Raw genomic sequence first — 24,666 nt, forward strand, 5'->3', positions numbered from 1 at the left:
TCGGATCGGCCGTCCAAGATGGATCGACCTGATCGGGCACAGCTCTATCGCGACGCTCCTTCGCCCGGATCGGTCAGGACATCACCTTCGCAAGGCTCCTCGTCGCCGGCCCCGTCCAGAAAGTCCAGGAAGGCGCCGCGCTCTCCGGCAGCCCGCTTCCTGAAGTACCCGCTGACCTGCATTGCCGACAGCTTCTCCGCAGCAGCCTTCAAGGATGGCTGAAGTCGCAAGGTGTCTTTCAGCTCGCTTATCCGATCCTCGTCGCTTCTTCAGAAATGACTACATCGGAAACGAATAGACCTGCGAGAGCGAAATGGGTCCCGGTCCTCCTCAGCGCGCCGGCGCCTGGTTCCGGACGGCGCGGTCGAGCATTTCCCGCACGACGGCGTCCTCGCTGCGCTTGGTCGCCATGGCGGTGCCGCGGACAATGGCGTCGGTCAGGTCCATGGCGCGGGTCAGGTCGACTCGCCATTCCCCGTTCTCCCGCACGAAGTCGGCCGGCACCATGACGGGGCGCTGGTTGACCACCAGGGTGCCGCTGGCGCGGTCGCCGCGCACCGACACCCTCTCCATGCCGGCCTGGGTGATCACGTTGGGACCCAGCCAGTTCTTGCGCAGGCCGAACTCGACGATTTGGGCCGGGGTCATGCGCCTCAGCTCCGCCGGCTTCAGGTAGTGCTGCAATCCAAGCGCTCCGAACTTCTCCGACGGGCCGAGGGCCGCCATCTCGCCGTCCAGCGCCGCCTTGCGGGTCCGCTCGACCCGGGCGAGGCTCTCGCGCGACAGCAGCTCCAGCACGCCGCTGCCGTCCTTCGCCAGAAGCGCCTGACGGGCCGCGACGAAGGTCTCGCCGACCGCGGCGGCGTCCTGGTGGGCCGGCGCCACCTGCGCCTGGGCCGGAGAGCCTTCCGGATATCCCGCGCTGATGCCGGCGCCGGCGAGGATCGCCACGCCCAGCAGCGCGTTGCGCACCGCAGCCACAGTCTTCATTCCATCCATATCCGTCACGAAGAGGGATCCATTCCCCCGGGGCGTCCCATCACATAATGCGCGATTGAGGCGGCGCAAAGGCGTCCCCCGCGGTGCGGCCACTTGCCGTACCGCCCGCGCCGGCCCATTGTCACGCCATGACCGCGACCGACACCCGCTCCCCCACGCCGCTTTCAGGCATCGACGTCTGGATCTTCGATCTGGACAACACGCTCTACCCGGCCTCCAGCAACCTGTTCGCCCAGATCGACCAGCGCATGACCGAGTTCATCGGCGAGCGCTTCGACCTGCCGTGGGACGAGGCGCGCCGCCGGCAGAAGCAGTTCTTCCGCGACTACGGCACGACGCTGCGCGGCCTGATGACGGAGCATGACGTCGATCCGATCGAGTTCATGGACTATGTCCACGACATCGACGTGACGCCCGTGATCCCCAGCCCCGAGCTCGACCAGGCGCTGGAACGGCTGCCCGGCCGCAAGATCGTCTATACCAACGGGTCCTGCCGGCACGCCGACAACGTGCTGGCCCGCCTCGGCATCGCGCGGCACTTCGACGTGATCTACGACATCGTCGCGGCGGGCTACGTGCCGAAGCCCGATCCCCGCCCTTACGGCGAGCTGGTCGAGCGGCACGGCATCGAACCCCGGCGCGCCTGCATGGTCGAGGACATCGCGCGCAACCTGGTTCCGGCCGCGGCGCTCGGCATGACCACCGTCTGGGTCCGGACGGAGGCCGACTTCGCCCGCCCCGACCGCGGCGGCGTCGGGCACGGCGACCACATCCATCATGCGGTGGACGACCTGATCGAATGGCTGGTCGGCCTGACGCGGCCGGACGGGTCTCCGGACGCGACTGCGGTCGGCAGTTGACAGCGGCTTTGCCGGTGAACCATGTTCCGGTTTCCCTGATATAGAGCCGGATCGACCCCTGCCATGACCTCCGCCGACACGACCGACCTGCAGACCGCCATCGAGGCCGCCTGGGAAAACCGCGACCAGCTGAACACCGGCACCGGGGGCGCCGTCCGCGACGCGGTCGAGACCGCCCTGGCGGGCCTGGACGAGGGTCGCTTCCGGGTGGCGGAGCGTTCCGGGGACGGCGGCGGCTGGCAGGTCAACCAGTGGCTGAAGAAGGCGGTGCTGCTGTCGTTCCGCCTCAACGACATGACGCCGATCCCCGGCGGGCCGGTGGATCCGGCGCTGGGAGCTTCCTCCTGGTTCGACAAGGTGCCGTCCAAGTTCGCCGGCTGGGACGACCGGCGGTTCCGCGCCGCCGGGTTCCGTGCGGTGCCCAACTGCGTGGTGCGGCGGTCCGCCTATATCGCGCCGGGCGTCGTGCTGATGCCGAGCTTCGTCAATATCGGCGCCTACGTGGACAGCGGCACCATGGTGGACACCTGGGCGACCGTCGGCTCCTGCGCGCAGATCGGCAAGAACTGCCACATCTCGGGCGGTGCTGGCATCGGCGGCGTTCTGGAGCCCCTCCAGGCCGATCCCGTGATCATCGAGGACAACTGCTTCATCGGCGCCCGCTCGGAAGTCGCGGAAGGCGTACGGGTCGAGACCGGCTCCGTGCTGTCGATGGGCGTCTATCTCGGCGCCTCGACCCGGATCGTCAACCGCGAGACCGGCGAGATCCTGTACGGCCGCGTTCCGGCCTATTCGGTCGTCGTCTCCGGCACCATGCCGGGCAAGCCGCTGCCCGACGGCAGCCCCGGCCCCAGCCTCTACTGCGCCGTCATCGTGAAGCAGGTGGACGAGCGGACCCGCTCCAAGACCTCGATCAACGAACTGCTGCGCGCCTGATGACCGCCGCCCCGGCAGCGTTGGACCCTGTTGCCCTGACCCAGGCGCTGGTGCGCTGCCCCAGCGTCACGCCGGCCGACGCCGGCGCGCTCGACGTCCTGCGGGACGCGCTGGAGCCGCTGGGCTTCGTCTGCCACCGCCTCCGCTTCGAGGAGGAGGGGACGGCCCCGGTCGACAACCTGTACGCCCGCCTCGGCACCAGGGGTCCGAACCTCTGCTTCGCCGGCCATACCGACGTGGTGCCGCCGGGCGACCCCGCCGCCTGGGCCGCCGATCCATTCGCCGGCGCGATCGTCGACGGCAGGCTCTACGGCCGGGGCGCCTCCGACATGAAGGCCGCCGTCGCCGCCTTCGCGGCGGCGGTCGCCCGGCGGCTCCGCCGCGCGGGTCCGCCGCCCGGCTCGATCAGCCTGCTGATCACCGGGGACGAGGAAGGCCCCGCCGTCAACGGCACCCGCAAGGTGCTGGACTGGCTGGCCGACCGGGGCGAGGTGCTGGACGCCTGCATCGTCGGCGAGCCGACCAATCCCAACTACCTGGGCGAGATGATCAAGGTCGGCCGGCGCGGCAGCATCACCGGCTACCTGACCGTGTACGGAACCCAGGGCCACGTCGCCTATCCCCATCTGGCCGACAATCCCCTGCCCCGCCTGGTGCGGATGCTGGCGGCCCTGACGGCGGAGCCGCTCGACCGGGGCAACGCCCATTTCCAGCCTTCCACCCTGGCGATCACCACGATCGACGTCGGCAATCCGGCGGACAATGTGATCCCGGCCAGGGGCTCGGCCAGCTTCAATATCCGGTTCAACGACGAGCATACGTCGGATGGGCTGAAGGACTGGATCAGGCGGACCTGCGACGCCGTCGGCGGCGATTACGAGCTGAGATTCCGGGTCAGCGGCGAGAGCTTCCTGACGCCGCCCGGCCGCCTGAGCGACCTGGTCGCGGATGCGGTCGAGCGGGTGACCGGCCACCGGCCGGAACTGAGCACCACCGGCGGCACGTCCGACGCCCGGTTCATCAAGTCGCACTGCCCGGTGGTCGAGTTCGGGATCGTCGGGCAGACCATGCACAAGGTGGACGAGCATGTCGCCGTCGACGACGTGGAACGACTGACCGGCATCTACGAAGCCGTCATCGACGGTTTCTTCGCCCCCGCCCCTTCCCCGGCCAAGGAAGGCGGCGCGGCATGACGCTGACGGCACGGGAAGCGGTCTATTCGATCTTCGGGGCCTATCGGCTGGCCCTGCTCGACAAGACCGGCCTCAGCTATCTCGACCGCACGCCGGAAGGCGCCCTGCGGTCCTTCTACGCCGCCCTGATCGTCCTGCCGGCCTATGCCGTGCTGGTCGCGCTGCGCCTGTGGGACGTGCTGCCCCAGGTATCGCTCCTGCGCTTCATCACGGTGGAAGGCCTGGCCTATGTCATAAGCTGGAGCGCCTTCCCGCTCGCCATGTTCCACATCAGCGGGCTGCTCGACCGCTCCAGCCGGTATTTCGACTTCCTGAGCGCCTACAACTGGTCTTCGGTGATCCAGATGGGCGTCTACCTGCCGGTCGTCGCCGTCTCGGATTCCGGCCTGGTGCCGGGAAGCCTGGGCGAGGGAATGGTACTGATCGTGACGCTGCTGGTGCTGATCTACCAGTGGTTCATCGCCCGGACGACCCTCGATATCAGCGGCGGCGCCGCGGCCGGGGTGGTCCTGCTCGACATGGTCCTGGCCGTCTTCATCACGGGCACCGCCGACGGCATGCTGGCCTGAACGCTCCCCGGCCGGCCACTTCCCGATCTTGCGGATTAAAACAATTTGATCGGAATGGCGGCCCGGACTCCGGGCTATGGTGGCACGTGATCCGGCGCGGTCTCGTCCGTGTGCAGCTTAGGCGCATCGGCTGACTTAACCGGGGCTTCGAACCGTTATAGCCTGGGCAGCAGCCGGCGACCCTGGATCCGGTCCCGCTCCGAAGGGATCGGGCGGACCGGATGCGAACGATCGGCATAAGAAGAATGGAAGCGCGATGATCAAACTCCTGCATATCGACGCCAGTGATTCCTATCGATCGCTGCTGGCCGCCATCGCTCCGGCCGGCGCCTTCACCGTCACGGCGTCCCATGCCGGCGTTGCGGAGGCGATCGGAGACCACCGGGGGCTGTCCGGATGCGACATGGTCATCCTGAGCGGCGCCGCCGCGGATCAGGCGGGAGCGGGCATCGCGGCGCTCAAGGCCGCCGCGCCGACCAAGCCGATCGTCATCCTGGCCGAGCGCCTCTCCCTGGATAGCCTGGGCGCCAGCTTCGAGGCCGGGGCGATGGGCTATCTGGTCAAGTCGATTTCCCACGACGCGCTGTTCGAATCGCTGATGCTGGTGATCCTGGGCGAGAAGGTCTTCCCCGCCCAACTCGCCGACCTCCTGATCGAGAAGACCCCGCATGACCTGGACCCCGGCCTGGCCGAACGCCGCCGCGCCCTGACCGCGAAGGAGCTGGAGGTCATGCAGTACGTCAAGCTGGGCTACAGCAACAAGCAGATCGCACGGACGCTGGGAATTGCGGACATAACGGTCCGCCTTCATATCAACAACGCTTTCCGCAAGATGAACGTGAAGAACCGCATCCAGGGCGCCCTCTGGATGATCGAGCACGAGGCGGAGCTCAGCGCCCGGAAGACGATGCCGCGGGCGGGATAGTACCCGACAGGACATTGGTTGGATGCCATGAACGTTGACAAGCCGGACCTGCCCCGGAACGCCGCAGTCGGCCAGCAGTCGACGCATCTCTGGATCGCGCGTCCGGACGGCAGCCTGGATTATGTCAACGGCGCTTGGCGCCGCTTCGCCGGCCGCTCCGCCCCGGACATGCTCGGCGACGGCTGGCAGCGGCTCGTCCATCCCGACGACCTGCCGGGCTTCCTGGCGGACTGGCGGGAGTCCTGCCGGTCCGGCACCCCGCTGACCGCCGAGGTCCGGCTGCTGGCGGCCGACGGCTCGGCGCCCGTCTTCGTCGTGCAGGCGCAACCGCTGACCGGCGGTGACGGCGAGATCCTCAACTGGCACGGAATCAACACCGTCGTCCCGGCGGACTCCGCGGCCCTGTTCCACGGAAGCGAGAAGCCGTCGGAGATCATGGCGCGCGTGCGCACCCGGATGGTCGCCTCGGCCGACCACGACCTGCGGCGACCGCTGAGCGCTCTGTCCTTCCTGTCGAATTCCCTCGCCAAGCGCCTGCACGACCCGATCTCCCAGGATCTGCTGGCCGCCATGGGCCGGGCGATCCAGTCCATGCAGACGGTGGTCGACGGTCAGCTCTATTTCGACCAGGTGGATTCGGGGCAGGTCCAGCTCAACCTCACCGACCATCCCGTCAACGCCTCGCTGGTGACGCTGGCGAACGGGTTCAGCCCGATGGCCGAGCGCAAGGGATTGGGCTTCACGCTCCACCCCAGCTCCGCCACCGTGCGGACCGATCCGGCGCTGCTCGACACCATGCTGAAGAACCTGGTCTGCAACGCGCTCCGCTACACGGCCGAGGGCCGCGTCGTGGTCGGATGCCGCCGCCGGGGCGACTGGCTCCGTATCCAGGTGCTGGACACCGGCCGCGGCATCGCCGCGGAGGAGCTGGGGCTGATCTGGCAGGATTTCTTCCGCAGTTCCCAGAGCGTCCGCTCCTACCCCGGCGGCTTCGGGCTCGGCCTGCCGGTGGTGAAGCGCCTGGCGGAGCGGCTCGGACACACGGTGGAAGTCTCGACCACCCCCGGCCGCGGCTCCTGCTTCACCATCTCCCTGCCGCTGAGCCATCGCGCGGCCTCGCCGACGCCGGGCGGCGGCACGGCCGCGGCACGGCCGCTCGACGGACTGAGGCTTCTGGTCCTGACCGAGGAAGCGGCCGCCGCCAACGCGATCCGGTTGCTGGTGGAGGAATGGGGCGGGACGGTCGAAACCGCGCGGACGGCGGCGGAGGCGGAAAGTCTCCTGGCCGGCGCGTCCTTGCCGCCCGACGCGATCGTCGCCGACTTCCGGCTGGGCGGGCAGTCCGGCGGAGCCGGCGGCATCTTCACCATGCACACGCTGATCGGCGGCCGGGGCCACCCCCCGAAGGCGCCCCTGCGCGGCTTCATCCTGTCCGGGGACGACGGCGCCGTGCGGGAACGCGAGATCGAGCTGGCCGGCTACGGCAAGATCGCCAAGCCGATCGACCCCGAAGCCCTGTTCCGGGCGCTCTCCCCGCTTCCCCGCCGGCGGCCCTGACCGACGGCGACCGTAAGGAATCCCGACGATGGCGCCGCCAAGTCCCTGACCGGAAACGCGCGATCCCGGCCGATCCGGCGGAGGCGGTGTCAAAGGGGCTGACACATTGGGATTAGCCGATTGGCCCCGCAGACGCGGGCCGTCCCCGGCGCTACTGTCCCCACGCACAGTGCGGACAGAGAATGCAGCTCGACCAGACGATGATCGGTGCGGCGACCCACGGGGTCGCGGCGCTCACATATCTGATCCTGACGGCTCTGCTGGCCGGGACCTGGCGGCGGAACCGCCGAGGCGGGGCCCACGGCGTGGCGCTGATCGCCGCCGCCGTCCTGACCGCGGCGTGGGCGGGCGCGGAAGCCTTCGCGCGGATCGCCGCCCTGCCCCCGGCCGTCCCGGAATCGCTTCTGGTGCTCCGCTCGGCCGGCTGGCTGCTGTTCCTCCTGGTGGTGTTGCGCGAGGTGACCCACGGTCCCGCCGCCGGGTTCTGGCGGAACCCTCTCGCCGCCATCGCCGGCGCGGTGACGGCGCTCGCCCTCGCCGACGCGGCGGTTCCCCTGCCGGCCGGCGGTTTCGCCGACATCTCGCTGGTGGCCGGGCTGGCGCTTGCGGTGCTGGGGCTGCTGATGGTGGAGAACCTGTTCCTGTTCACCCGCGACAGCGCCCGCTGGACTTTCAAGCATCTGCTGATCGGCCTGGGCGGCCTGTTCGCCTTCGACCTGTTCCTGCACAGCGGGGCGCTGCTGCTGGGCCGGACCGATCCCCTGGCGCTGGCCGCCCGGCCCCTGGTCCAGGTGCTGGCGGTGCCGTTCCTGCTGGTGTCGGCGGCGCGCATCCGGACCCTGTCGTTCGACGTCACGATCTCGCGCGAGACGGTGCTGCACACCACGGCGCTGGTCGGCAGCGGCGTCTACCTGCTGGGCGTGGCGGCGATCGGCTACCTGCTGCGCGAGACCAGCATGACCCTGGGGCCGCTGGTCCAGATGCTGTTCTTCATGGGCGCGGTCATGGTCCTGGCGGTGCTGCTGCTGTCGGGCGAGTTGCGCGCCCGCGCCCGCATGGCGATCGCGCGCAACTTCTTCAGCTTCACGTACGACTACCGGCGGGAATGGCTGCGCTTCATCCGCACCCTGTCGGACAGCGCGTCGAAGACCGGCCTCCACGAGCGCGCCGTCCGCGCCATGGCCGACCTGTTCGAATGCAGCAGCGGCGCCCTGTTCCTGCGCGGACGCGGCGACATCTACGCCATGGCCGGCCGCTACAACTGGTCGGGCGGCGCCGGCATGCTGGCGCTGCCCAATGCCCTTGCCGAGCGGCTGGGCGAGCGTCGCGTGGTCCTCAACCTGCGCGACGGGCTGGACCTGTCCGGCGACCCGGCCGAGCAGGCGGTGCTGGGCTGGCTGCGCCGGCTGAACGCGCCCTGGCTGCTGGTGCCGCTCCGCCTGCGCGACGAGATCGTCGGCGCCATCGTGCTCAGCGAGCCGCGGGCGCCCCGCGACCTGACCTGGGAGGACGAGGACCTGCTGGAGATCCTGGGCGTCCAGGTCGGCAGCTACATCGCGGAGGAGCAGGCGAGCCGCGCCCTGTTCGAGGCCCAGCGGTTCGAGCGACTGGGCCAGTCCTTCAGCTTCGTGGCCCATGACCTGAAGAATATGGTCAGCCAGCTCTCCCTGGTTCTTCAGCACGCCGAGAAGCACGGCGACAAGCCGGAGTTCCAGCGCGACACGCTGGAGACGATCGGCGATTCGGTCGAACGGATGCGGGCCCTGCTGGGCCGCCTGCGCGAACGCGCCGAATCCGGCCCGGAGCCGGTCGCGGGAGCGGCGGACCTGCGCGCCATGCTGCTCGACGTGGTCGAGCCCCGGCGCCATGCCCTGCCCGGCCTGGCGTTCGGCCGGCTGGACGAGGGCATCGCGGTCGCCGTGGACCGGCTGGGCTTCACATCAGCGGTCGAGAACCTGGTGCAGAACGCGATCGACGCCGCGCGCGGCCGGATCCGCGTCTCCGGCTTCGCCGAGGGCGGCCATGCCGTGGTCGAAGTCGCCGACGACGGGCCGGGCATGACCGACGCCTTCATCCGCGACCACCTGTTCCGCCCCTTCGCCTCGACCAAGACCACCGGCTACGGCATCGGCATGTACCAGACCCGCGACCTGATCGAGCGCTGGGGCGGACACCTGGAGATCGAGAGCGAGGTCGGCGCCGGCACCACGGCCCGGGTGCTGATGCCCCTGGCCCTACCGAAAGCGCATACGGAACGGCAGGCACTCCCATGACGGCACGCACCCTGCTGCTGGTCGACGACGATCCGGCGATCCTGCGCGGCCTGAAATGGTCGTTCGAGGATTGGGAGGTGCATACCGCCTCCGACCGCGAGAGCGCGCTCCGGCAGGTCAAGGCCCATCGGCCGGCGGTCGTGACCCTCGACCTGGGCCTGCCGCCTGCCCCCGACGACGCGGTGGAGGGGTTGCGGACCCTGGCCGAGATCCTGGCGGCGGCACCCGACACCAAGGTGATCGTGGTGACCGGCAACGAGGAGAGGGCCCACGCGGTCCGCGCGATAGCGCTCGGCGCCTACGATTTCTACCAGAAGCCGATCGACGGCCAGGTGCTGGGCCTGATCGTCGACCGGGCCTTCAACGTGTGGCAACTGGAAGCCGAGAACCGCCGGCTCCAGCAGGCGCGGGAGCCCAGCTTCCAGGGCATCGTGACCGGCGACGACGGGATGCTGGCGCTGTGCCGCACGGTGGAGAAGGTGGCGCCGACCGACATCAGCGTCCTGCTGCTGGGCGAGAGCGGCACCGGCAAGGAGCTGTTCGCCCGGGCGCTGCACGACCTCGGTCCGCGCCGCCGGGCGCCCTTCGTCGCGATCAACTGCGCCGCGATCCCGGAGAACCTGCTGGAGTCCGAGCTGTTCGGCCACGAGCGCGGCGCCTTCACCGGCGCCGTCCGGCAGGTCAAGGGCAAGATCGAGACGGCGCAGAAGGGCACGCTTTTCCTGGACGAGATCGGCGACATGCCGATGAGTCTCCAGGTCAAGCTGCTGCGCTTCATCCAGGAGCGGGTGATCGAGCGGGTCGGCGGGCGCGAGCCGATCCCGGTGGATGTCCGGATCGTCTGCGCCACGCACCAGGACCTGGAGGCCCGGATCCGCGACGGCGCGTTCCGCGAGGACCTGTTCTACCGGATCGGCGAGATGGCGCTGAACATACCGCCGCTCCGCGACCGGGGCGACGACTGCGTCCTGCTGGCCCGCCACCTGATCGACAAATTCTCCGCCGACCATGGCCGGCGCAGGCTCCAGCTCTCCCCGGACGCGCTCGGGGCGCTGCGCCGCCATCCCTGGATGGGCAATGTCCGGGAGCTGGAGAACCGCATCAAGCGGGCGGTGATCCTGGCCGGCGGGCAGGGCATCACGGCCGCCGACATGGGATTGGCGGCACCGGCCGGCGGCGACGCCCCGGAACCCTCGGCGACGCTCCAGCAGGCGCGCGACGAGGCGGAGCGGAAGGCGCTGTCCAGCGCGCTCGCCCTGTCCGCCGGCAACCTGTCGGCCGCCGCCAAGATCCTGGGCGTCAGCCGCCCGACCATCTATAGCCTGCTGAAGCAGCACAACGTGAATACGCCGTCCTGAGGAGGGACCTTCCATGAAGACGCATCCGCCGACGAAAACCCGGCACGGCATGCGGCGCACGCTGGGCCGCCTGATGGCCGCGGCGCCCATCGCGGTCCTGGGCGCAGCATTGGGCGCGTCCCTGGGCGCGGGCTTCACCCCCGCGCACGCCGACACCCAGCGCTCCCAGGGCTTCTACCAGGACGCCATCCGCCAGTACGAGGCCGGCAATGCCGGCGCCGCGGTGATCCAGCTGCGCAACGCGCTCCAGCAGGACGGCGGCAACCTGGAGGCCCGCCTGCTGCTCGGCGAGATGTACCTGCGCACCGGCGACCCCGTCTCGGCCGAGAAGGAGCTGCGCCGCGTCTTCGACGGCAGGCGCGACGACGCGGTGGAACTGCTGCTGGCGCAGTCGCTGATGCTGCAGCGCCGCTTCGGCGACGTTTTCGAGGTCCTGTCGCCGCAGGGCGCCACTCCGGAAGCGACCCGGGCCAAGCTTGTCCTGACCGGGCAGGCCTATATCGGCACCGGCCAGATCGACGACGCCGAGACCATGTTCCGGACCGCGCTGGACGGAGCCCCGGACGCGGTCGACGCCAAGCTCGGCCTCGCCCGCGTCGAGGCCCTGCGCAACGACCTGGACTCCGCCTCGACGCTGGTGGAGGAGGTTCTCCGGACCGATCCCGACAGCCTGGAGGGGCTGCTGCTGTCGAGCGAGATCGACCTCGTCCGGCAGCGCACCGACAACGCCCTGGCCGCCCTCAACCGCGCCGGCTCGATCGCTCCCGACGATCCCAGGGTGCTGCTGCCGCGCGCCCGCGTCCGGCTCCAGACCGGGCTGGTCGATGAGGCGGAGAAGGACGTGGCCCGCGTCCTCCAGCGGTCGCCCAGGGACGTGACGGCCCGGTATCTCAAGGCGTCGATCCAGATGATCCGGGGCGACGCCAACGGCGCGCGGGAAACCTTCCTGCCGATCGAGGGCGCCCTGGCCGACTATACGCCCGCCCTCCTGCTGAACGCGCTGATCAAGTTCAATACCGGCCAGTATGCCCAGGCCGAAGCAGCCCTGAACCGCTTCAGCGCGGCGATGCCCGACCATACCGGCGCCCGCCGGATGCTCGCCGCGACCCACCTGCGCACCGAGAACCCCTTGAGCGCGGTCGAGGTGCTGAAGCCCCTGGTCGCGGCCCATCCGGAAGACTTGACCGCCCGCCAGATGCTGGCCGGCGCCTATCTGCGGCTGGGCGAGTTCGACCAGGCGACCGCGATCTACCGCGACCTCGCCACGGTGCGCGACCGCCAGACGGCGCTCCGCGCCCGCTCCACCCTGGGCCTGCTCCAGGCCGCCGGCGACCAGTCGCAGGACCTGCCGCCGGAGAAGCGGCAACAGGCGGCCCTGGTGCTGGACTATATCCGAAACGGCGAGTTCCGGCGGGCCCACGAGGCGGTCGCGGCGATGCGGCAGGGCGAACCGGACAACCCGTTGCTGGCCAGCCTGGACGCCGCCGTCTACATGGCCGAGGGCGACCTGGGCGCCGCCCGGTCGAAGCTCGAGGACGCCCGGCGGATGGACCCGGAGATGGCCGAACTGATCGGCAACCTGAACGCCGTCGATGTCCGCATGGGCAACCTGGAGGCCGTGGAGAAGCGCCTGCGCGACGACGCCGCCGCGAACCCGCGCGACGAGCAGCCGGCCTTGCGGCTGGCGCAGTTCCTGGCGCGCGGCCAGCGCCCGGACGAGGCGATCGCCGTGCTGGAGGGCGCCGCCGCGGCCCAGCAGGACTCGATCTCAGTCCGCCGGGCGCTGGCCGAGCTGTACGCCCGCCGCGACGACAAGGCCAAGTTGCAGGCGGTCGCGGCACAGCTCCGCCAGATCGGCGCCGGCCGGCCGGAAGGCCTGGCGGCCGCCGCCGCGGTTTATCGCGCCGCGGACGAACCGGGCAAGGCGGCCGACGCGCTGCGCGACTATGTCAGGGCCAGGCCCGACGACACCGAGGCCCAGGTCGCCCTGGCCCAGAACCTCATGGCGGCCGGCCGGCAAACCGAGGCGAAGCCGGTGCTGGAGGGGATCAAGGCGAAGGACCCCGCCAGCCCGGTGGCGACCCTCGGGCTGATCGACCTGGCGCTGGCCGCCGACGACGCGGAAGGCGCGCTGGAACTGGCCGACGGTCTCGCCCAGGCCGACCCGGTGGCTGCCGCCCAGCTCCGGAGCAACGTCCTCATCCGGACGAACCGGCCGGCCGACGCGCTGACGTCCCTGGAGCAGGCGATGCAGCGCACGCCGGACCGCCGGCTGGCCATGGCGCTGTTCGAGGTTCGCCGCAACCAGGGACAGGTCGACCGGTCCATCGCCGGCCTGGAGGACTGGGTCCGGGACAATCCCGACGACACGTCGGTGCGCACCGTCCTGGCCGATACCTACCTGACCCTGCAGAACCTGAAGCAGGCGGAGACCCACTACGACGTGCTGGTTCGGAACCGCCCGAACGACCCGATGCTTTTGAACAACGCCGCCTGGCTGAAGCATGAGCTGGACCGGCCGGAAGCGCTGGAACTGGCGCGCCAAGCCTACGCCGCCGCTCCCAACTCGCCGGAGATCGCCGACACGCTGGGCTGGATCCTGGTCCAGGCGGGCGAGACCGGCGAGGGACTGAACCTGCTGCGCCGCGCCGCCGCGATCGCCCCGGACAACCGGGACATCCAGTATCATCTGGCCTATGCGCTGAACGCCTCGGGCGCCAAGGACGAGGCCACGGCGATCCTGGAAAAGCTGACCCAAGGCGACCAAGCGTTCCAGGCGCGGGACGATGCGGCGGAGCTGCTGGCGTCGATCAGGCGATAGGGACCATGCAGCTCCGGGTCTCCCCCGCCGCCCCGCCGCGGGCACTTTCCGACTCGCTGGTGTGCCCGCGCTGCCGGGCTCCGCTGATCGGCCGGGAAACCGGGCTGGCCTGCACGGCTCCCCAGTGCGGCAGGGTCTATCCGATCGTGGACGGCACCCCCATCCTGATCCATGACGAGAACAGCGTCTTCGCCGTCGCCGACTTCACGGCGCGGCGCGGCGGCGAAGGTGCCGGGCCCGAGACGATCAAGCTCCGCGGCGAGGCCCCGGCCCGGGGCCTCAAGGCTGCCCTGCGGCGCGCGGCGGAACGGGCGATCTATTTCTCGGTCAACGCGTCGGACTGGAGTTCGGAGAAATCGGTCGACTACGTGGCCCGGGCCCTGCCCGAGGCGCGCATCCTGGTGACCGGGGCCGGCGACAAGCGCTACCCCGACCTGCCCAACGTCCGTTACGTCTATACCGACGTGATCCTCGGCCAGGGAGCCGATCATGTCTGCGACCTCCACGACCTGCCCTTCGCCGACGCCACCTTCGACGCCGTGATCGCGGTCGCGGTGCTGGAGCATGTCGCCGACCCGTACCGCTGCGTCGCCGAGATCGCCCGGGTGCTCAAGCCCGGCGGCTACGTCTATTCGGTGACACCCTTCATGCAGCAGGTCCATATGGGCCGCTACGACTTCACCCGCTTCACCTTCCTGGGCCACCGCCGGCTGTTCCGCCACTTCACGGAGATCAAGGCCGGCATGGCGCTCGGCCCGGCCGGCGCGCTCGCGTGGTCGTTCGAGTATTTCGTGCTCAGCTTCTTCCGGGGCCGGCGGGCGCGCAAATACGCCAGGGCTGCGGCGAAGGTGGCGACCCTCCCGCTGAAATATCTCGACCGCGTCCTGGCCAAGCGCGAAGGCTCGCTGGATGCCGCCGGCGGCGTGTATTTCTTCGGCACCAAGGCGGAGCAGCCGATCTCCGACCGCGACCTCCTGAAATTCTACCGCGGCCTAGACGTCGTCTACGAGGATTGACGCGGCGAAGGGGGAAATGGGCCACGGATGACGGCGATGGACATGGGTACCGCCCGAGACGGCTGATCCGATGCGTTGCGCCATGGGCGCAATCTACGACCGTCGGCCCGCATCACCTCGGCCCTGCATCGAGCCGTAGGTTGCGCCCATGGCGCAACACAGGGCGTCGAGTGGAACGGCCGGCCGCGAGGACCTTAGAAGGGTCGCGGCGAAGGGAGGAATGGGCCACAGATGACCTACAGCCCCGACGGGTTCTCGCCGTTCAGGACGCCGCGGCCGGCGGACAGGGCGGCGCGGGCGATCTCGGCGGGGGGCAGATCCTGGCACCGCAGCCAGCGGACCGCCTCGACGAAGCGCCGGTCGCGCGCGGCGCGGGTCAGCAGGACGCGGGCGGCCCAGTAGCGACGGGCCTCCAGGATCGGGCGCAGGCGGGCGGACCCGGCGCGGCCGTCGAGCCAGCGGATCACCCGGCCCAGCGCCTCGACATTGTCCATCAGGCGCGGCAGGACGCGGGTTTCGTCGCGCGACAGGCTGGTCGGGATGTTGGCGATGACGGTGCCCGCCTCCGGCGCGAAGCCGATGCGATCAGCCGCTATGGCGGCGCGCCAGAACAGCTCGAAATCCTCGCATGTCCGCAGGTCGGTCGGGAACAGCCCGCCGATCCGGTCCAGCAGGTCCCGGCGCAGGATCACGCTCGACGTCTTGATGTGCCAACCCGTCAGCAGCACGGCGGGGTCGCAGCGCTGCTCGGCCGTCAGCGGCGGCTCCGCAGCCGTCCCGCCGTCCGGTCCCGGGTCCTGCCCGAAGTCCTGCCCGAAGTTCTGCCCGAAGTCCTGGACGCAGCGAGAATGGATGAAGTCCAGGCCGGGCTCCCGCCCGATCATACGGCGGGCGGCCTCCAGCTTGCCCGGCAGCCAGGCGTCGTCCGAGTCGAGCAGCGCCACCCAGTCGCCGGCCGCCGCCCCGATGCCGAGGTTCCGCGCCGCCCCCGCCCCCCGGTTGGCCTGCCGGAGCGCCACCACGGGCGGGCCGTCCTCGCGCGCCAGGGCGTCCAGTATGTCCGCCGTCCCGTCGGTCGAGCCGTCGTCCACGACGACGATCTCGTGGGCCGGGAAGGTCTGGGCGCGCACCGACCGGACCGCCCGGGCGACATGCTCCGCCCGGTTGTAGGTCGGGATCACCACGCTGAAGCGCGGACCGGTCATGACGCCAGGGACAGCGGCTGCCCGCCCGGAGCGCCGGCCAGCGCCGCCCGCAGGTCGTCCTTCAGCCGTCCGGCCAGCCGGGGCGCGCATGCCGCCCTGACCGCCTCGACCTGGGCGCGGTAGCGCCCGCCCTTCCCCAGCGTGTCGCTGAGGCCGCTGCGGATCAGGGCGGCCATCTCCTCCCCGTCGCGGCACAGGTAGCCGATATCGCCGTGGCGGTCGAACAGGTCGCGGAAGATCGGCAGGTCGAAGGCCAGCATCGGCTTGGCGAACGCCAGGGCGTCGGCCAGCACGCCGCTGGGCGAGTAGCGGTAATGGTCGCCCCGGTAGGGCATGCAGACGAAATGCAGGCGGGCCAGGGCTTCGACATAGTCGCGCCGTCCCAGCTTGGCGGCGGCGGGCCGGCTGGCGAGCGCTCCCAGGTCGGCCCCGGCCATGTCGGCGCCGAGCCGGCCGGCGGCATGGAACTCCACGCCCGGCCCCGCCGCCCGCGCGGCGATGTCCAGGAACTCGCCGAAACCCTTCTCGCGCGTGGCGCCGCCCATGAAGCCGATGCGCAGCGGTCCGTCCGCCACGGGCGCCGGCGCGGACGCCGCCTCGACCGAGCTGACGGGATGCGGCAGCACGCGGATGTCGGCGGGATCCAGGCCGGGCAGCGCCGCCAGCAGCTCGCCCCGGATCGCCGGCTCCATCACGAAATAGCGGACCGGCAGCCGGCTCGGCAGCGCCATGGCGGTCCGCAGGTCGGTCAGCCGGGTGACGGGGTTGCGCGACCGCCAGGACCACAGCGATGCCAGGTTCCCGTGCAGGACCACATGGACGTCGCGCACGCTCGACCGCAGGCCGCGCAGCTTCAGCGCGGCGATCAGCGACGGGCACGAGCTGGCCAGGATCAGGTGGGATCCGGCGGCATCGGCCAGCAGCCGGCCGGCGAACTCCAGGTCATGGCGCATCCGGCCGCGGAAGCCGGGCGTCCGGGGCGGCAGCTCGACCGGCCGGAAATCCACATCGGCCCCGTCGGCGGGGTCGATCAGGGAGCGGATCAGGCCGATATGCCCGGCCTCGCCGTAGAAGCGGACGGGCTCGCCGGGGAAGGCGCGCACGACGGTTTCGAGCAGGCCGGTGTTCACCGGCACATGCTCGTCGCCCCAGATGATGGGCTCGGTGACGATGATCATGGTCGGTCGGACATATTGGACGGTGCGGACCGGGTCAACCCACGGGGGCACCGGTGGCGGCGGGCCGCAGGAAACCGCCCCGGCTGACCCGCGCCGCCGCCGGCTCGGCCGCCGCCCGTTCCGCCCGCTCGGCCGCCGTCAGGATGGCCTTGACCGAGGTCACGATCACCACGGACACGAAGAATACCGAGTAATAGGCCATCGACAGCGCCGCCCCGGCGACGAAGTAGCTGATGAAGCTGACCTGCATCATCCGTCCCAGGTGGAACGCCCACTCGAACTCCGGCCGGTCCCGGCTCATCCGGATGATCGACCGGGCGTTCAGCCAGCCGACCACGCCGATCCCCAGGAAGATCGCCAGCCCGACCGGCCCCTGGTCGCCCAGCACCTGGAAATAGATGCTGTGGGCCGCCCGCTGCGGCCGGTTGGGAACGTAGCGCTGGAACACCTGCCGGACCTCGGTCGTGGCGAGGCCGCCGCCCACCAGCGGTCGGTCGGCCGCCACCCGCATCGCATAGTTCCAGGCGTCGAACCTGCCCTGGACCGATTCGTCCTTCTGGTAGTTCTCGATCGTGCCGATGCGCTCCTTCCAGCTGTCCGGCATCATCGTCACGGCGGGCACGAAGGAGGCCAGCAGGAGCACCATGGTCACGAACTTGCCGGACGAGCGCAGCCAGAACACGAAGGCCGTCACGCTGAGCGCCAGGAACCCGCCGCGCGAGTAGCTCCCGATCACCGAGATGATGGTCAGCGCCATGGCCAGCGCCAGGCCCATCTTGATCAGCCGGTTGGCCGTGGTCACCCGCAGGTAGTTCATCAGCGGGATGACCATGCAGCAGGCGAGCGCCAGGTGGTTGCGGTCCTCGATGATCGATTGCGGCGGCCCGAGCACTGTATAGGCGCCGCCGTTGGCGATCGTGAAGCCGCCGCCCTTGACCCCGAAATAGCCGATCGACAGCGTGATCATCCAGATCAGCGCCTGGATGCGGACCTGGCTGCGCATGATCGCCGCGACGGCCAGGGCGAAGATCAGGTTCTTGATGTGCAGGTCCCAGTGGAACCACGAATTGGACGGTGCCAGCGAGGTGGCCGTCGTGAGCGTCATCCAGGCCATGAACAGCATGATCATGACCGTGGCGGCGTTCAACGGCAGGCGCTTCGGCTCCCTCGCCACCAGCCACGCGATGAAGGTGATGACGACGATCACCAGGTTGAGCTGGAGGGCGTAGGTGAAGTCCCAGGTCAGGCGGTGCGGGCTCATGATCGCGATCCAGGCCCAGGTGAGCACGCCGACCGCCGGCATCGTCAGCGCCATCACCGCGAGGACCAGGAAAAGCATGAACAGAATGAGGGAACGCATTCAGTGCCCGTCCACCGGGATTTCAAAACCCCTAAAAATCTTCGGAAAGACCATGCGCCGAACGGACCGCCGCGGCGGTCCCGACCACATCATGGCGGCCATTTACGGTGCCAGGACCCAGAAGGGTCAAATCGAACTTGGAAGTAAGCCCATTTCGCACTATTGGCCCCCTTTGACTTTTTGCGTAGTGATATGGCGGGTGTGTTTCATGCCGCTTGGCAATATTTCCCGGGTATCGGCGGCATCCTTCAAGGCGGACGAACCGTTTGCCCCTTGGTTGTTCATTCCGGGGGGGTCGTTCATTCCGGGGGGCCGTCAGCCCCGCGGAGCTGAGTCCTGAAGGATCGGGCCCGAAAGGAACTAGGTTGACTGGGTTTGCTTCTTCACAGATTGATCAGGCCATGGTGTCGGCGTCCGGCCGCGACGGCGAGGAGCGGAGCGACCGCGATCCCCTGAAGGTGCTGGTCCTGTCCTGGTACTTCCCGCCGTCCAACACGATCGGCGCGATCCGGGTCGGCAAGCTGGCCAAATACCTGATGCGCCGCCATGTGGACGTGCGGGTCGTGACCGCGCGCGAGCCCGACCTCGCCAAGACCCTGCCGCTGGAGATCCCGCCGGAACGGGTGGTCTATACCCGCGCGGTGGACGTCAACCGGCCGATCGACGTGGTCGGCAACCTGCGCAACCGCCTGCTGCGCCGGACGCCGCCCCCCGGCGGCGGCGCTCCGGCCGGGGCCGGCGGCACCGGGGGCGGGGGCCGCGGTTCCCTCGTCGGGCGGGTGCTGTCCACGGTCAGCGATTTCTATCTCAACCTGTCCAACCTGCCGGACCGCTATGTCGGCTGGCTTCCCTGGGCCGTGGCAGGGGCCAGGCGCACCTGCCGCGACTGGAAGCCCGACCTGATCTACGTGACCGGCCCGCCCTTCACCGCCTTCCTCGCCGGCCACCATCTCAGCGCCCGGCTGGGCGTGCCCTGGATCGCCGAGTTCCGCGACCGCTGGGCCGACGACCCCTATTTCGAGGCGCCGGACTGGCGGATGGCGCTGCTCGACCGCATGGAACGCCGGGTCGCCGGCAGCGCCAGCGGCATCGTCACCGTGTCCGAGCCCTGGACCGAGTTCTACCGCGCCAAGTACGGCAAGCCGGTCGCGACCATCTACAACGGCTACGATCCCCAGGACTTCCCGCTGCCGACCGAGCCGCCCCCGGCCTCGCCGGACCTGACGATCACCTATGCCGGCGTGCTCTATTCCGGCCGGCGCGACCCCTCGCCGCTGTTCCAGGCGCTGGCCCTGCTGGGGCCGGAGCGGGAGCGGGTCCGGATCGAGTTCTACGGCAGCGACCCCGGGCTGGTGTTCCCCCCGGCCGAGCGGGCGGGCGTCACCGACCGGGTCACGGTCCACCCCGCCGTGCCCTACAAGCAATCGCTGGAGATCCAGCGCCGGTCCGACGTGCTGCTGCTGCTCCAATGGAACAACCCGCGCGAGCAGGGCAACGTGCCGGCCAAGCTGTTCGAGTATTTCGGCGTGCTCCGCCCCATCCTCGGCATCGGCCTGGAGGACGGCGTTCCCGCGCGCCTGATCCGCGAGCGGCAGGCCGGCTTCTTCTCCAACGATCCCCAGGCCATCGCCGACCAGATCCGCCGCTGGCTGGCCGCCAAGGACGCCGCCGGCGGCCGCCTGGAACGCTTGTCCCCCGCCGCCCGCGAGGGCCTGTCGCGCGACATCCAGTTCGAGCGGCTGCTGGATTTCTGCGTCAAGGTCACCCAGCCCGTCGCCGCCGACTGCGCCACCCGAAAGCCCAGGGACGCCTGAGGGGCTCAGGCGAACTCGAGGATCCGCCGATCGTGGGCCGGGACTGCCGCCGGACGGTCCGGGGACGGGTCATTGCCGATCATCCGGGAAAAGTCGTCATTGGTCACTATCCTGGTCCCGGCGGCCTCTCCGGCTGCCGCAGCAGGAAATGGCCGCGTTGCTTCGCCCCCCTGGGCGAAATGCCAGCCAGGACGGCTTTACGGAGGAGTTCCTGGCGGATGGTGAGGAAGGCAACGGTCATGCCGGACACGCCTTTGGGCGGGAATGTAGGGTTTTAGGGATATTTATCCTATATCCTGGACTGAAGTCAAGATCGACGGTTTCGATAGAACGATACTGGCGCCGAGCGCCTTCGGAATGCGGAGATTGGGGATCACGGATGAACACGGATATCTGGGATGGGCACGGATATCCAGGGATCGACCTCGCGCCTGTCAGGCTACACGGGTCAGGCTACCATGGCGGGTATTGGACTTGGCCACACCATCGGTGCGGCACCCATGGCAATTGACAACACGCATGCATTCGGCGCACAGTTCGCGCGCCGTCGCACCCCGCGAGGCGGCCGAGCAAGGAGCTACCAACTCCCCACCCGGCCTGACCACCGATCTCTCTGTTCAAGGACCAAATCGATGGCTACCGATCCGAATAGCACAACCGGCGCCCTGTTGCGCCAATCTTTGTTCTCCGCCGCCGCAGGGGTCCCGGCTCCTGCGGCGGCGGGAACACCCGTTCCTGACTGCTGACCGCCGCCGGCTTCGGCCGGGTCCGGTGCGGCTGACGGTTTCGCCAGCGATCCTTCCCGGCATTCGACGGGGCCGCGAACCGGCCTTCGGCACTCGCGCTGTCGGCGAGCGTTCCGCGCTTTCCGGATGGCGGCATGGTTTTGCCCGAAGGACCGCGACGACGGCCTTGGTTCCCGTACCGCATGCGTGCGAAGGGTCCGGTTCAGATGCAGGACGACGACAATTCCAATTCCCCGCTCATGGCCCACGCCCTCGACGTGATCGGCCTGCTCAAGGACACCCGGCTGACGGTCATCGAATCCGAGCCGACCGACGCCATGATCGCCGCCGGCATGGCCGTGGCGGGAACCAGCGCCGAGCGGACCCGCGCCATATTCATGGCGATGCTCGCGGCGGCCGGAAAGCTGCCGACTCGGACACAGTAGCAACAGGCCGCGGAGCTATGGCGATTCGGTGAAGGAACGCGGGATCATGCCGTTCGGAATCATGTGGAGTATCGGTATCCGACCGTTCCCTGGCTGATGCCCAACCTGCAGTTCGATCCGCTGATGAAGGCTTGGCGCCTGACCCGGCGGCTGGAAGAGCGGCGCCAGCCGAGCTGGGCGGAGATCGGCCGGCACCTGGCGATGCCGTTCAGGCGGCGCCTGTTCCTGGTCCGCGACGGCTTGGGCCTTCGTCCGCCGTTCTGCTGCACCATGTTCCCGCTGGCCGCCGAACTGCTGGGAGTGCCGACGGATTTCCACGGCGGCGCCTGGGCCGACGGGGCGCAGTCATTGCGCCTGAGCATCCTGGTCCACAGTGCGGGAGCGGCGCAGGCAGCCGTGTCCGGCCCGATCCCTCCCGAACCGCGCGCGGCGGACCGGACCGGCTGCCTGAAGGCGGTCGCGGTCCCCCTGGCATCCGAAGAGACGCACTTGCCTTCGGATGTTAGGCTGGTGCTTTTGGCGGTGGCATGGCCGAAGCCGGCGTGATTGGGGAGATTTCTTCTGTCAGGTCCCGGGACCTATGAAAATTATGCTGACAGCCACTCGCAACAAGAAAATTAACGCAGTGTTTGTCTCATTTTTCTATAATTCGTATTCATTTAATGTAAAAATTACAATTCATTGAGCTGTTGGAAAGTTTGAAGCAGATGCGGTATGCACTTGTCGACGGTCAGAGGGCAGATGCACGGCCTAAACTCAAAGGGCGCTGCCCCGACTGCGATGCCGAGATGGTTGCGAGGTGTGGTCCCGTTAACGTTTGGCACTGGGCGCATAAAGGACGACTGTCATGCGATCCCTGGTGGGAATCGGAAACCGAGTGGCACCGTAGTTGGAAGAACAACTTTCCATTAGATTGGCAAGAAGTTAGGCATATCGATCAAACGACCGGCGAGAGGCATATTGCCGACGTGAAGATTCCTTACGGATTAGTGATTGAATTCCAAAATTCACCTATCGACTCAATTGAAATGCGGTCACGCGAGAACTTTTATGGAAAAATGATTTGGATTGTTAATGTTACAACAGGAATGATCAAAGGCTATTTTAGCGTTGGCCTAAGCGGACCAATTCAGAAAGACCCTTTAATTTATCAAATCAACTGGTGGAGTCGCAGTCAGTTCTTGCGAAAATGGGGAGAGGCAACCGCAACGGTTTACTTTGACTTCGGAACCGACACCCTATGGCGCCTCATCTTCTATGACCCAGAAAAGACTGTGGGCGCTGTTAGCCCAATTCCAAAACGATGCCTAATCGAAGATTGCAGCAATGGCAGAGCAATTAGAACCATGAATGATGCCGGTGTTTGATACCGAAACCGTCGCAACGGTTTCGGTATGGCCCTTTCGATCGATGCCTATGGCATTGATCTGCCGGGTTTTCGGTTTCCGGATTATCTTGCTGATCATCCGGAAACCTTATAAAAAGTTGCGCAGGAGGCATCAGCAGAGCGGTGGGAGAGATAGCGGTTGACGGACGTCGCTTCATTTTTGTAACCTACATGTAGGTGAAAAAAGTGAAGTGAGACCACCATGGAACCCGCGTCAGACTTACCTTCTTGTATCGTTCACAAGGGTTTGGCTGCCCGGCACAAGCTCCGCGAGCTTTCGGTGCCGCTTGAGCTTCTGATCGAAGCGGCACAACAGGGATTCGTTGAGCGCTTGAACGCTGAACCTCCATTCGACCCTGTTACCGCACCGGGCACGGACGCGTGGCGATATCCTGTCCGGATGTTGCGCAAGGCGCTGATGGAACTTGGGTGGCGCATAGACAACCCTCGTAACCTTCCATTGGTGATTTCCGATGAAAAGAAGATCAATATTACGGTTAGCAGTGGAGATGAGTTCACGGGTGCAGAGGGTCCGCGACAACCGCGCAGCAAGAACCCGAAGGGCGTGTTGATGGAGGAAGCTATTGCTCGAAACACAAGACAATACGACCTCTTTCCGGGCAGCTTACCTGTTGCTGTTCAAAAATTTGATCAGACCATCACATACAAGACATGGGTGTTCCTTATTTACATTACTGACGAGGAGATCCGTGCTGAGTTGTCTCTCCCAAGCTCCATGGATGGGGCCGACCATGTGAACAGATGGGCCGAAAGAATCCTAATTCCGGTGTCTTTGCCAGATGCCGAAGTTAGTGATGAGCCTAATTTTGACGAAGGTCCGGATATCCGTCCAGTTGTAACTCTAAAGATTTAGATATGAACGGTGACAGGTTGCGCGTTGCTCGCCAACGGCGAGCTATGACAAAGAAACATCTGGCAGAAATGATGTCGGTGACTCCGCGGACGATCACCGGATGGGAGGCTGATGAGTATCCACCTGACGAACGTAATCTATGGAAGCTGTCGGATGTGCTCGGTTTCCCAGTTTCCTTCTTCGAGTTGGATGACACCGCCAAAACGATGACTGAAGCGGTGAGCTTTCGTTCGTTAACAAAGAAGACTGCCGGACAGCGCGATGCAGTGCTCGCCATGTGCGATATTGCAAAAGACGTTGCCACCTGGATCGCGGAGCGGTTTGGGATTCCGTCACCAGCAGTTCCGGACTTGCGCGATGAAGACCCAACTATTGCTGCAATCTTGCTGCGACGTGAATGGGGGCTGGGAAACAGACCAATCAAAAATATGGTACATCTACTTGAGGCAAAAGGTGTCCGTGTTTTTGCCCTTGTTGAAAATTGCCGCGAGGTAGACGCTTGCTCATTCTGGTCCGACGGTGTTCCGTTTGTAATGCTGAACACAGAAACATCGAATGAGAGATGTCGATTTGATATGGCGCATGAGCTTGGGCATTTAGTTCTGCATAAACATGCAGCCCCAACCGGACGCGCAGCAGAAAATGAGGCAAACGCATTCGCATCTGAATTTTTGATGCCTGAATCGAGTGTGCGCGCTACTAACGTAGATTATTGGTCAATTCGCTCCCTCATCGAAAAGAAGAAGCTATGGAATGTATCTGCGTTGGCACTTGCTTATCGACTTCATTATCTTGGATTGATGTCAGAATGGCACTTCAAGTCATTGAATATTGAGCTCGGGCGCAGAGGCTATAAGAACAAGGAGCCAGATGGCTCGCCAAAGGAGCAGTCTGAAATTTTTGATGCGGTCTTAAGGGTCATGAGAGAAAGGGGAATTAGCCTTCGGTTTGCAGCTAACGAGATGTCAATTCCAGAAGGGGAGTTGATTGGATTGATGTATGGACTTGCCAAGTTGCCTATAGATGGATTTGCAAGGCAAGCGGCTGAGCAGCGAAACGGAACGCATCTGCGCGTTGTAAAGTGAACTCATGACTTTCGAATGGAGCGGCGGGTTGCCGGCAGCGCCGGTGGCATCGTCACCGTGTCCGAGCCCTGGACCGAGTTCTACC

General features: G+C 67.4%; 20 protein-coding genes. 16 read left to right on the forward strand and 4 right to left on the reverse strand.

Translation table 11 applies throughout. The features are described from left to right. Positions 1-330: 330 nt before the first annotated feature. The gene (locus IGS68_RS22030) at positions 331-990 is read right to left on the reverse strand and encodes a hypothetical protein (protein WP_201073894.1); all 660 of its coding nucleotides are present in this window, start codon (positions 988-990) and stop codon (positions 331-333) included. Between the two features lie 137 nt (positions 991-1,127). Between IGS68_RS22030 and IGS68_RS22035 the strand changes: the two genes are divergently transcribed. The 10 genes from IGS68_RS22035 to IGS68_RS22080 all read left to right on the forward strand — a co-directional run bounded on the left by IGS68_RS22035 (position 1,128) and on the right by IGS68_RS22080 (position 14,507). After that, positions 1,128-1,859, forward strand: a complete 732-nt coding sequence (locus tag IGS68_RS22035) for a pyrimidine 5'-nucleotidase (RefSeq protein ID WP_201073896.1) — start codon at positions 1,128-1,130, stop codon at positions 1,857-1,859. Positions 1,860-1,922: 63 nt separating this feature from the next. After that, entirely contained in the window at positions 1,923-2,795 is an 873-nt protein-coding gene (gene dapD / locus IGS68_RS22040) for a 2,3,4,5-tetrahydropyridine-2,6-dicarboxylate N-succinyltransferase (protein WP_201073898.1), read from the forward strand. Further along, positions 2,795-3,988 (forward strand): succinyl-diaminopimelate desuccinylase, encoded by a 1,194-nt coding sequence (gene dapE / locus IGS68_RS22045; RefSeq protein WP_201073906.1) that lies wholly within the window; start codon positions 2,795-2,797, stop codon positions 3,986-3,988. Before dapD ends, dapE begins: the two co-directional genes overlap by 1 nt. Next, positions 3,985-4,557, forward strand: coding sequence for a hypothetical protein (locus IGS68_RS22050; RefSeq protein ID WP_201073908.1), 573 nt, complete (start codon positions 3,985-3,987; stop codon positions 4,555-4,557). Before dapE ends, IGS68_RS22050 begins: the two co-directional genes overlap by 4 nt. Before the next feature lie 256 nt (positions 4,558-4,813). Then, positions 4,814-5,482, forward strand: a complete 669-nt coding sequence (locus IGS68_RS22055) for a response regulator transcription factor (protein ID WP_201073909.1) — start codon at positions 4,814-4,816, stop codon at positions 5,480-5,482. Between the two features lie 27 nt (positions 5,483-5,509). Then, complete coding sequence (locus IGS68_RS22060) at positions 5,510-7,039, forward strand: ATP-binding protein (RefSeq protein ID WP_201073917.1); 1,530 nt, start codon at positions 5,510-5,512, stop codon at positions 7,037-7,039. A gap of 182 nt (positions 7,040-7,221) precedes the next feature. Continuing rightward, positions 7,222-9,312, forward strand: a complete 2,091-nt coding sequence (prsK, locus tag IGS68_RS22065; protein WP_201073919.1) for an XrtA/PEP-CTERM system histidine kinase PrsK — start codon at positions 7,222-7,224, stop codon at positions 9,310-9,312. Continuing rightward, positions 9,309-10,670: a PEP-CTERM-box response regulator transcription factor gene (prsR, locus tag IGS68_RS22070; protein ID WP_201073921.1), complete on the forward strand. Its 1,362-nt coding sequence runs from the start codon at positions 9,309-9,311 to the stop codon at positions 10,668-10,670. The genes prsK and prsR overlap by 4 nt, the downstream gene beginning before the upstream one ends. A 13-nt stretch (positions 10,671-10,683) precedes the next feature. Continuing rightward, entirely contained in the window at positions 10,684-13,491 is a 2,808-nt protein-coding gene (gene prsT / locus IGS68_RS22075) for an XrtA/PEP-CTERM system TPR-repeat protein PrsT (RefSeq protein ID WP_201073923.1), read from the forward strand. Between the two features lie 5 nt (positions 13,492-13,496). Beyond that, entirely contained in the window at positions 13,497-14,507 is a 1,011-nt protein-coding gene (locus IGS68_RS22080; protein ID WP_201073925.1) for a methyltransferase domain-containing protein, read from the forward strand. A gap of 236 nt (positions 14,508-14,743) precedes the next feature. Here IGS68_RS22080 and IGS68_RS22085 read toward each other — a convergent pair whose 3' ends face one another. The 3 genes from IGS68_RS22085 to IGS68_RS22095 are packed head-to-tail and all read right to left on the reverse strand — an operon-like array spanning position 14,744 to position 18,250. After that, positions 14,744-15,712 carry a glycosyltransferase family 2 protein gene (locus IGS68_RS22085; protein WP_201073926.1) on the reverse strand — a complete coding sequence of 323 codons (969 nt, stop codon included), beginning with the start codon at positions 15,710-15,712 and terminating at the stop codon, positions 14,744-14,746. Then, positions 15,709-16,890, reverse strand: a complete 1,182-nt coding sequence (locus IGS68_RS22090; protein ID WP_201073929.1) for a glycosyltransferase — start codon at positions 16,888-16,890, stop codon at positions 15,709-15,711. The genes IGS68_RS22085 and IGS68_RS22090 overlap by 4 nt, the downstream gene beginning before the upstream one ends. A 34-nt stretch (positions 16,891-16,924) precedes the next feature. Next, complete coding sequence (locus tag IGS68_RS22095) at positions 16,925-18,250, reverse strand: putative O-glycosylation ligase, exosortase A system-associated (RefSeq protein ID WP_201073931.1); 1,326 nt, start codon at positions 18,248-18,250, stop codon at positions 16,925-16,927. 401 nt (positions 18,251-18,651) lie between these two features. Here IGS68_RS22095 and IGS68_RS22100 point away from each other — a divergent pair, with 401 nt between their 5' ends. The 6 genes from IGS68_RS22100 (at position 18,652) to IGS68_RS22125 (ending at position 24,581) form a co-directional block, all read left to right on the forward strand. Continuing rightward, positions 18,652-20,064 carry a glycosyltransferase gene (locus tag IGS68_RS22100; RefSeq protein WP_201073933.1) on the forward strand — a complete coding sequence of 471 codons (1,413 nt, stop codon included), beginning with the start codon at positions 18,652-18,654 and terminating at the stop codon, positions 20,062-20,064. 928 nt (positions 20,065-20,992) lie between these two features. After that, entirely contained in the window at positions 20,993-21,235 is a 243-nt protein-coding gene (locus IGS68_RS22105; RefSeq protein ID WP_201073935.1) for a hypothetical protein, read from the forward strand. Positions 21,236-21,298: 63 nt separating this feature from the next. Continuing rightward, on the forward strand, positions 21,299-21,781 hold the full coding sequence (locus tag IGS68_RS22110; protein WP_201073937.1) for a hypothetical protein: 483 nt from the start codon (positions 21,299-21,301) through the stop codon (positions 21,779-21,781). A gap of 422 nt (positions 21,782-22,203) precedes the next feature. Beyond that, entirely contained in the window at positions 22,204-22,602 is a 399-nt protein-coding gene (locus tag IGS68_RS22115; protein ID WP_459559362.1) for a hypothetical protein, read from the forward strand. Between the two features lie 222 nt (positions 22,603-22,824). Beyond that, positions 22,825-23,496, forward strand: a complete 672-nt coding sequence (locus IGS68_RS22120) for a hypothetical protein (protein ID WP_201073941.1) — start codon at positions 22,825-22,827, stop codon at positions 23,494-23,496. Positions 23,497-23,498: 2 nt separating this feature from the next. Beyond that, on the forward strand, positions 23,499-24,581 hold the full coding sequence (locus IGS68_RS22125; RefSeq protein WP_201073949.1) for a helix-turn-helix domain-containing protein: 1,083 nt from the start codon (positions 23,499-23,501) through the stop codon (positions 24,579-24,581). Positions 24,582-24,666: the final 85 nt, after the last annotated feature.

The sequence above is a fragment of the Skermanella sp. TT6 genome (assembly GCF_016653635.2).
Classification (GTDB): domain Bacteria; phylum Pseudomonadota; class Alphaproteobacteria; order Azospirillales; family Azospirillaceae; genus Skermanella; species Skermanella cutis.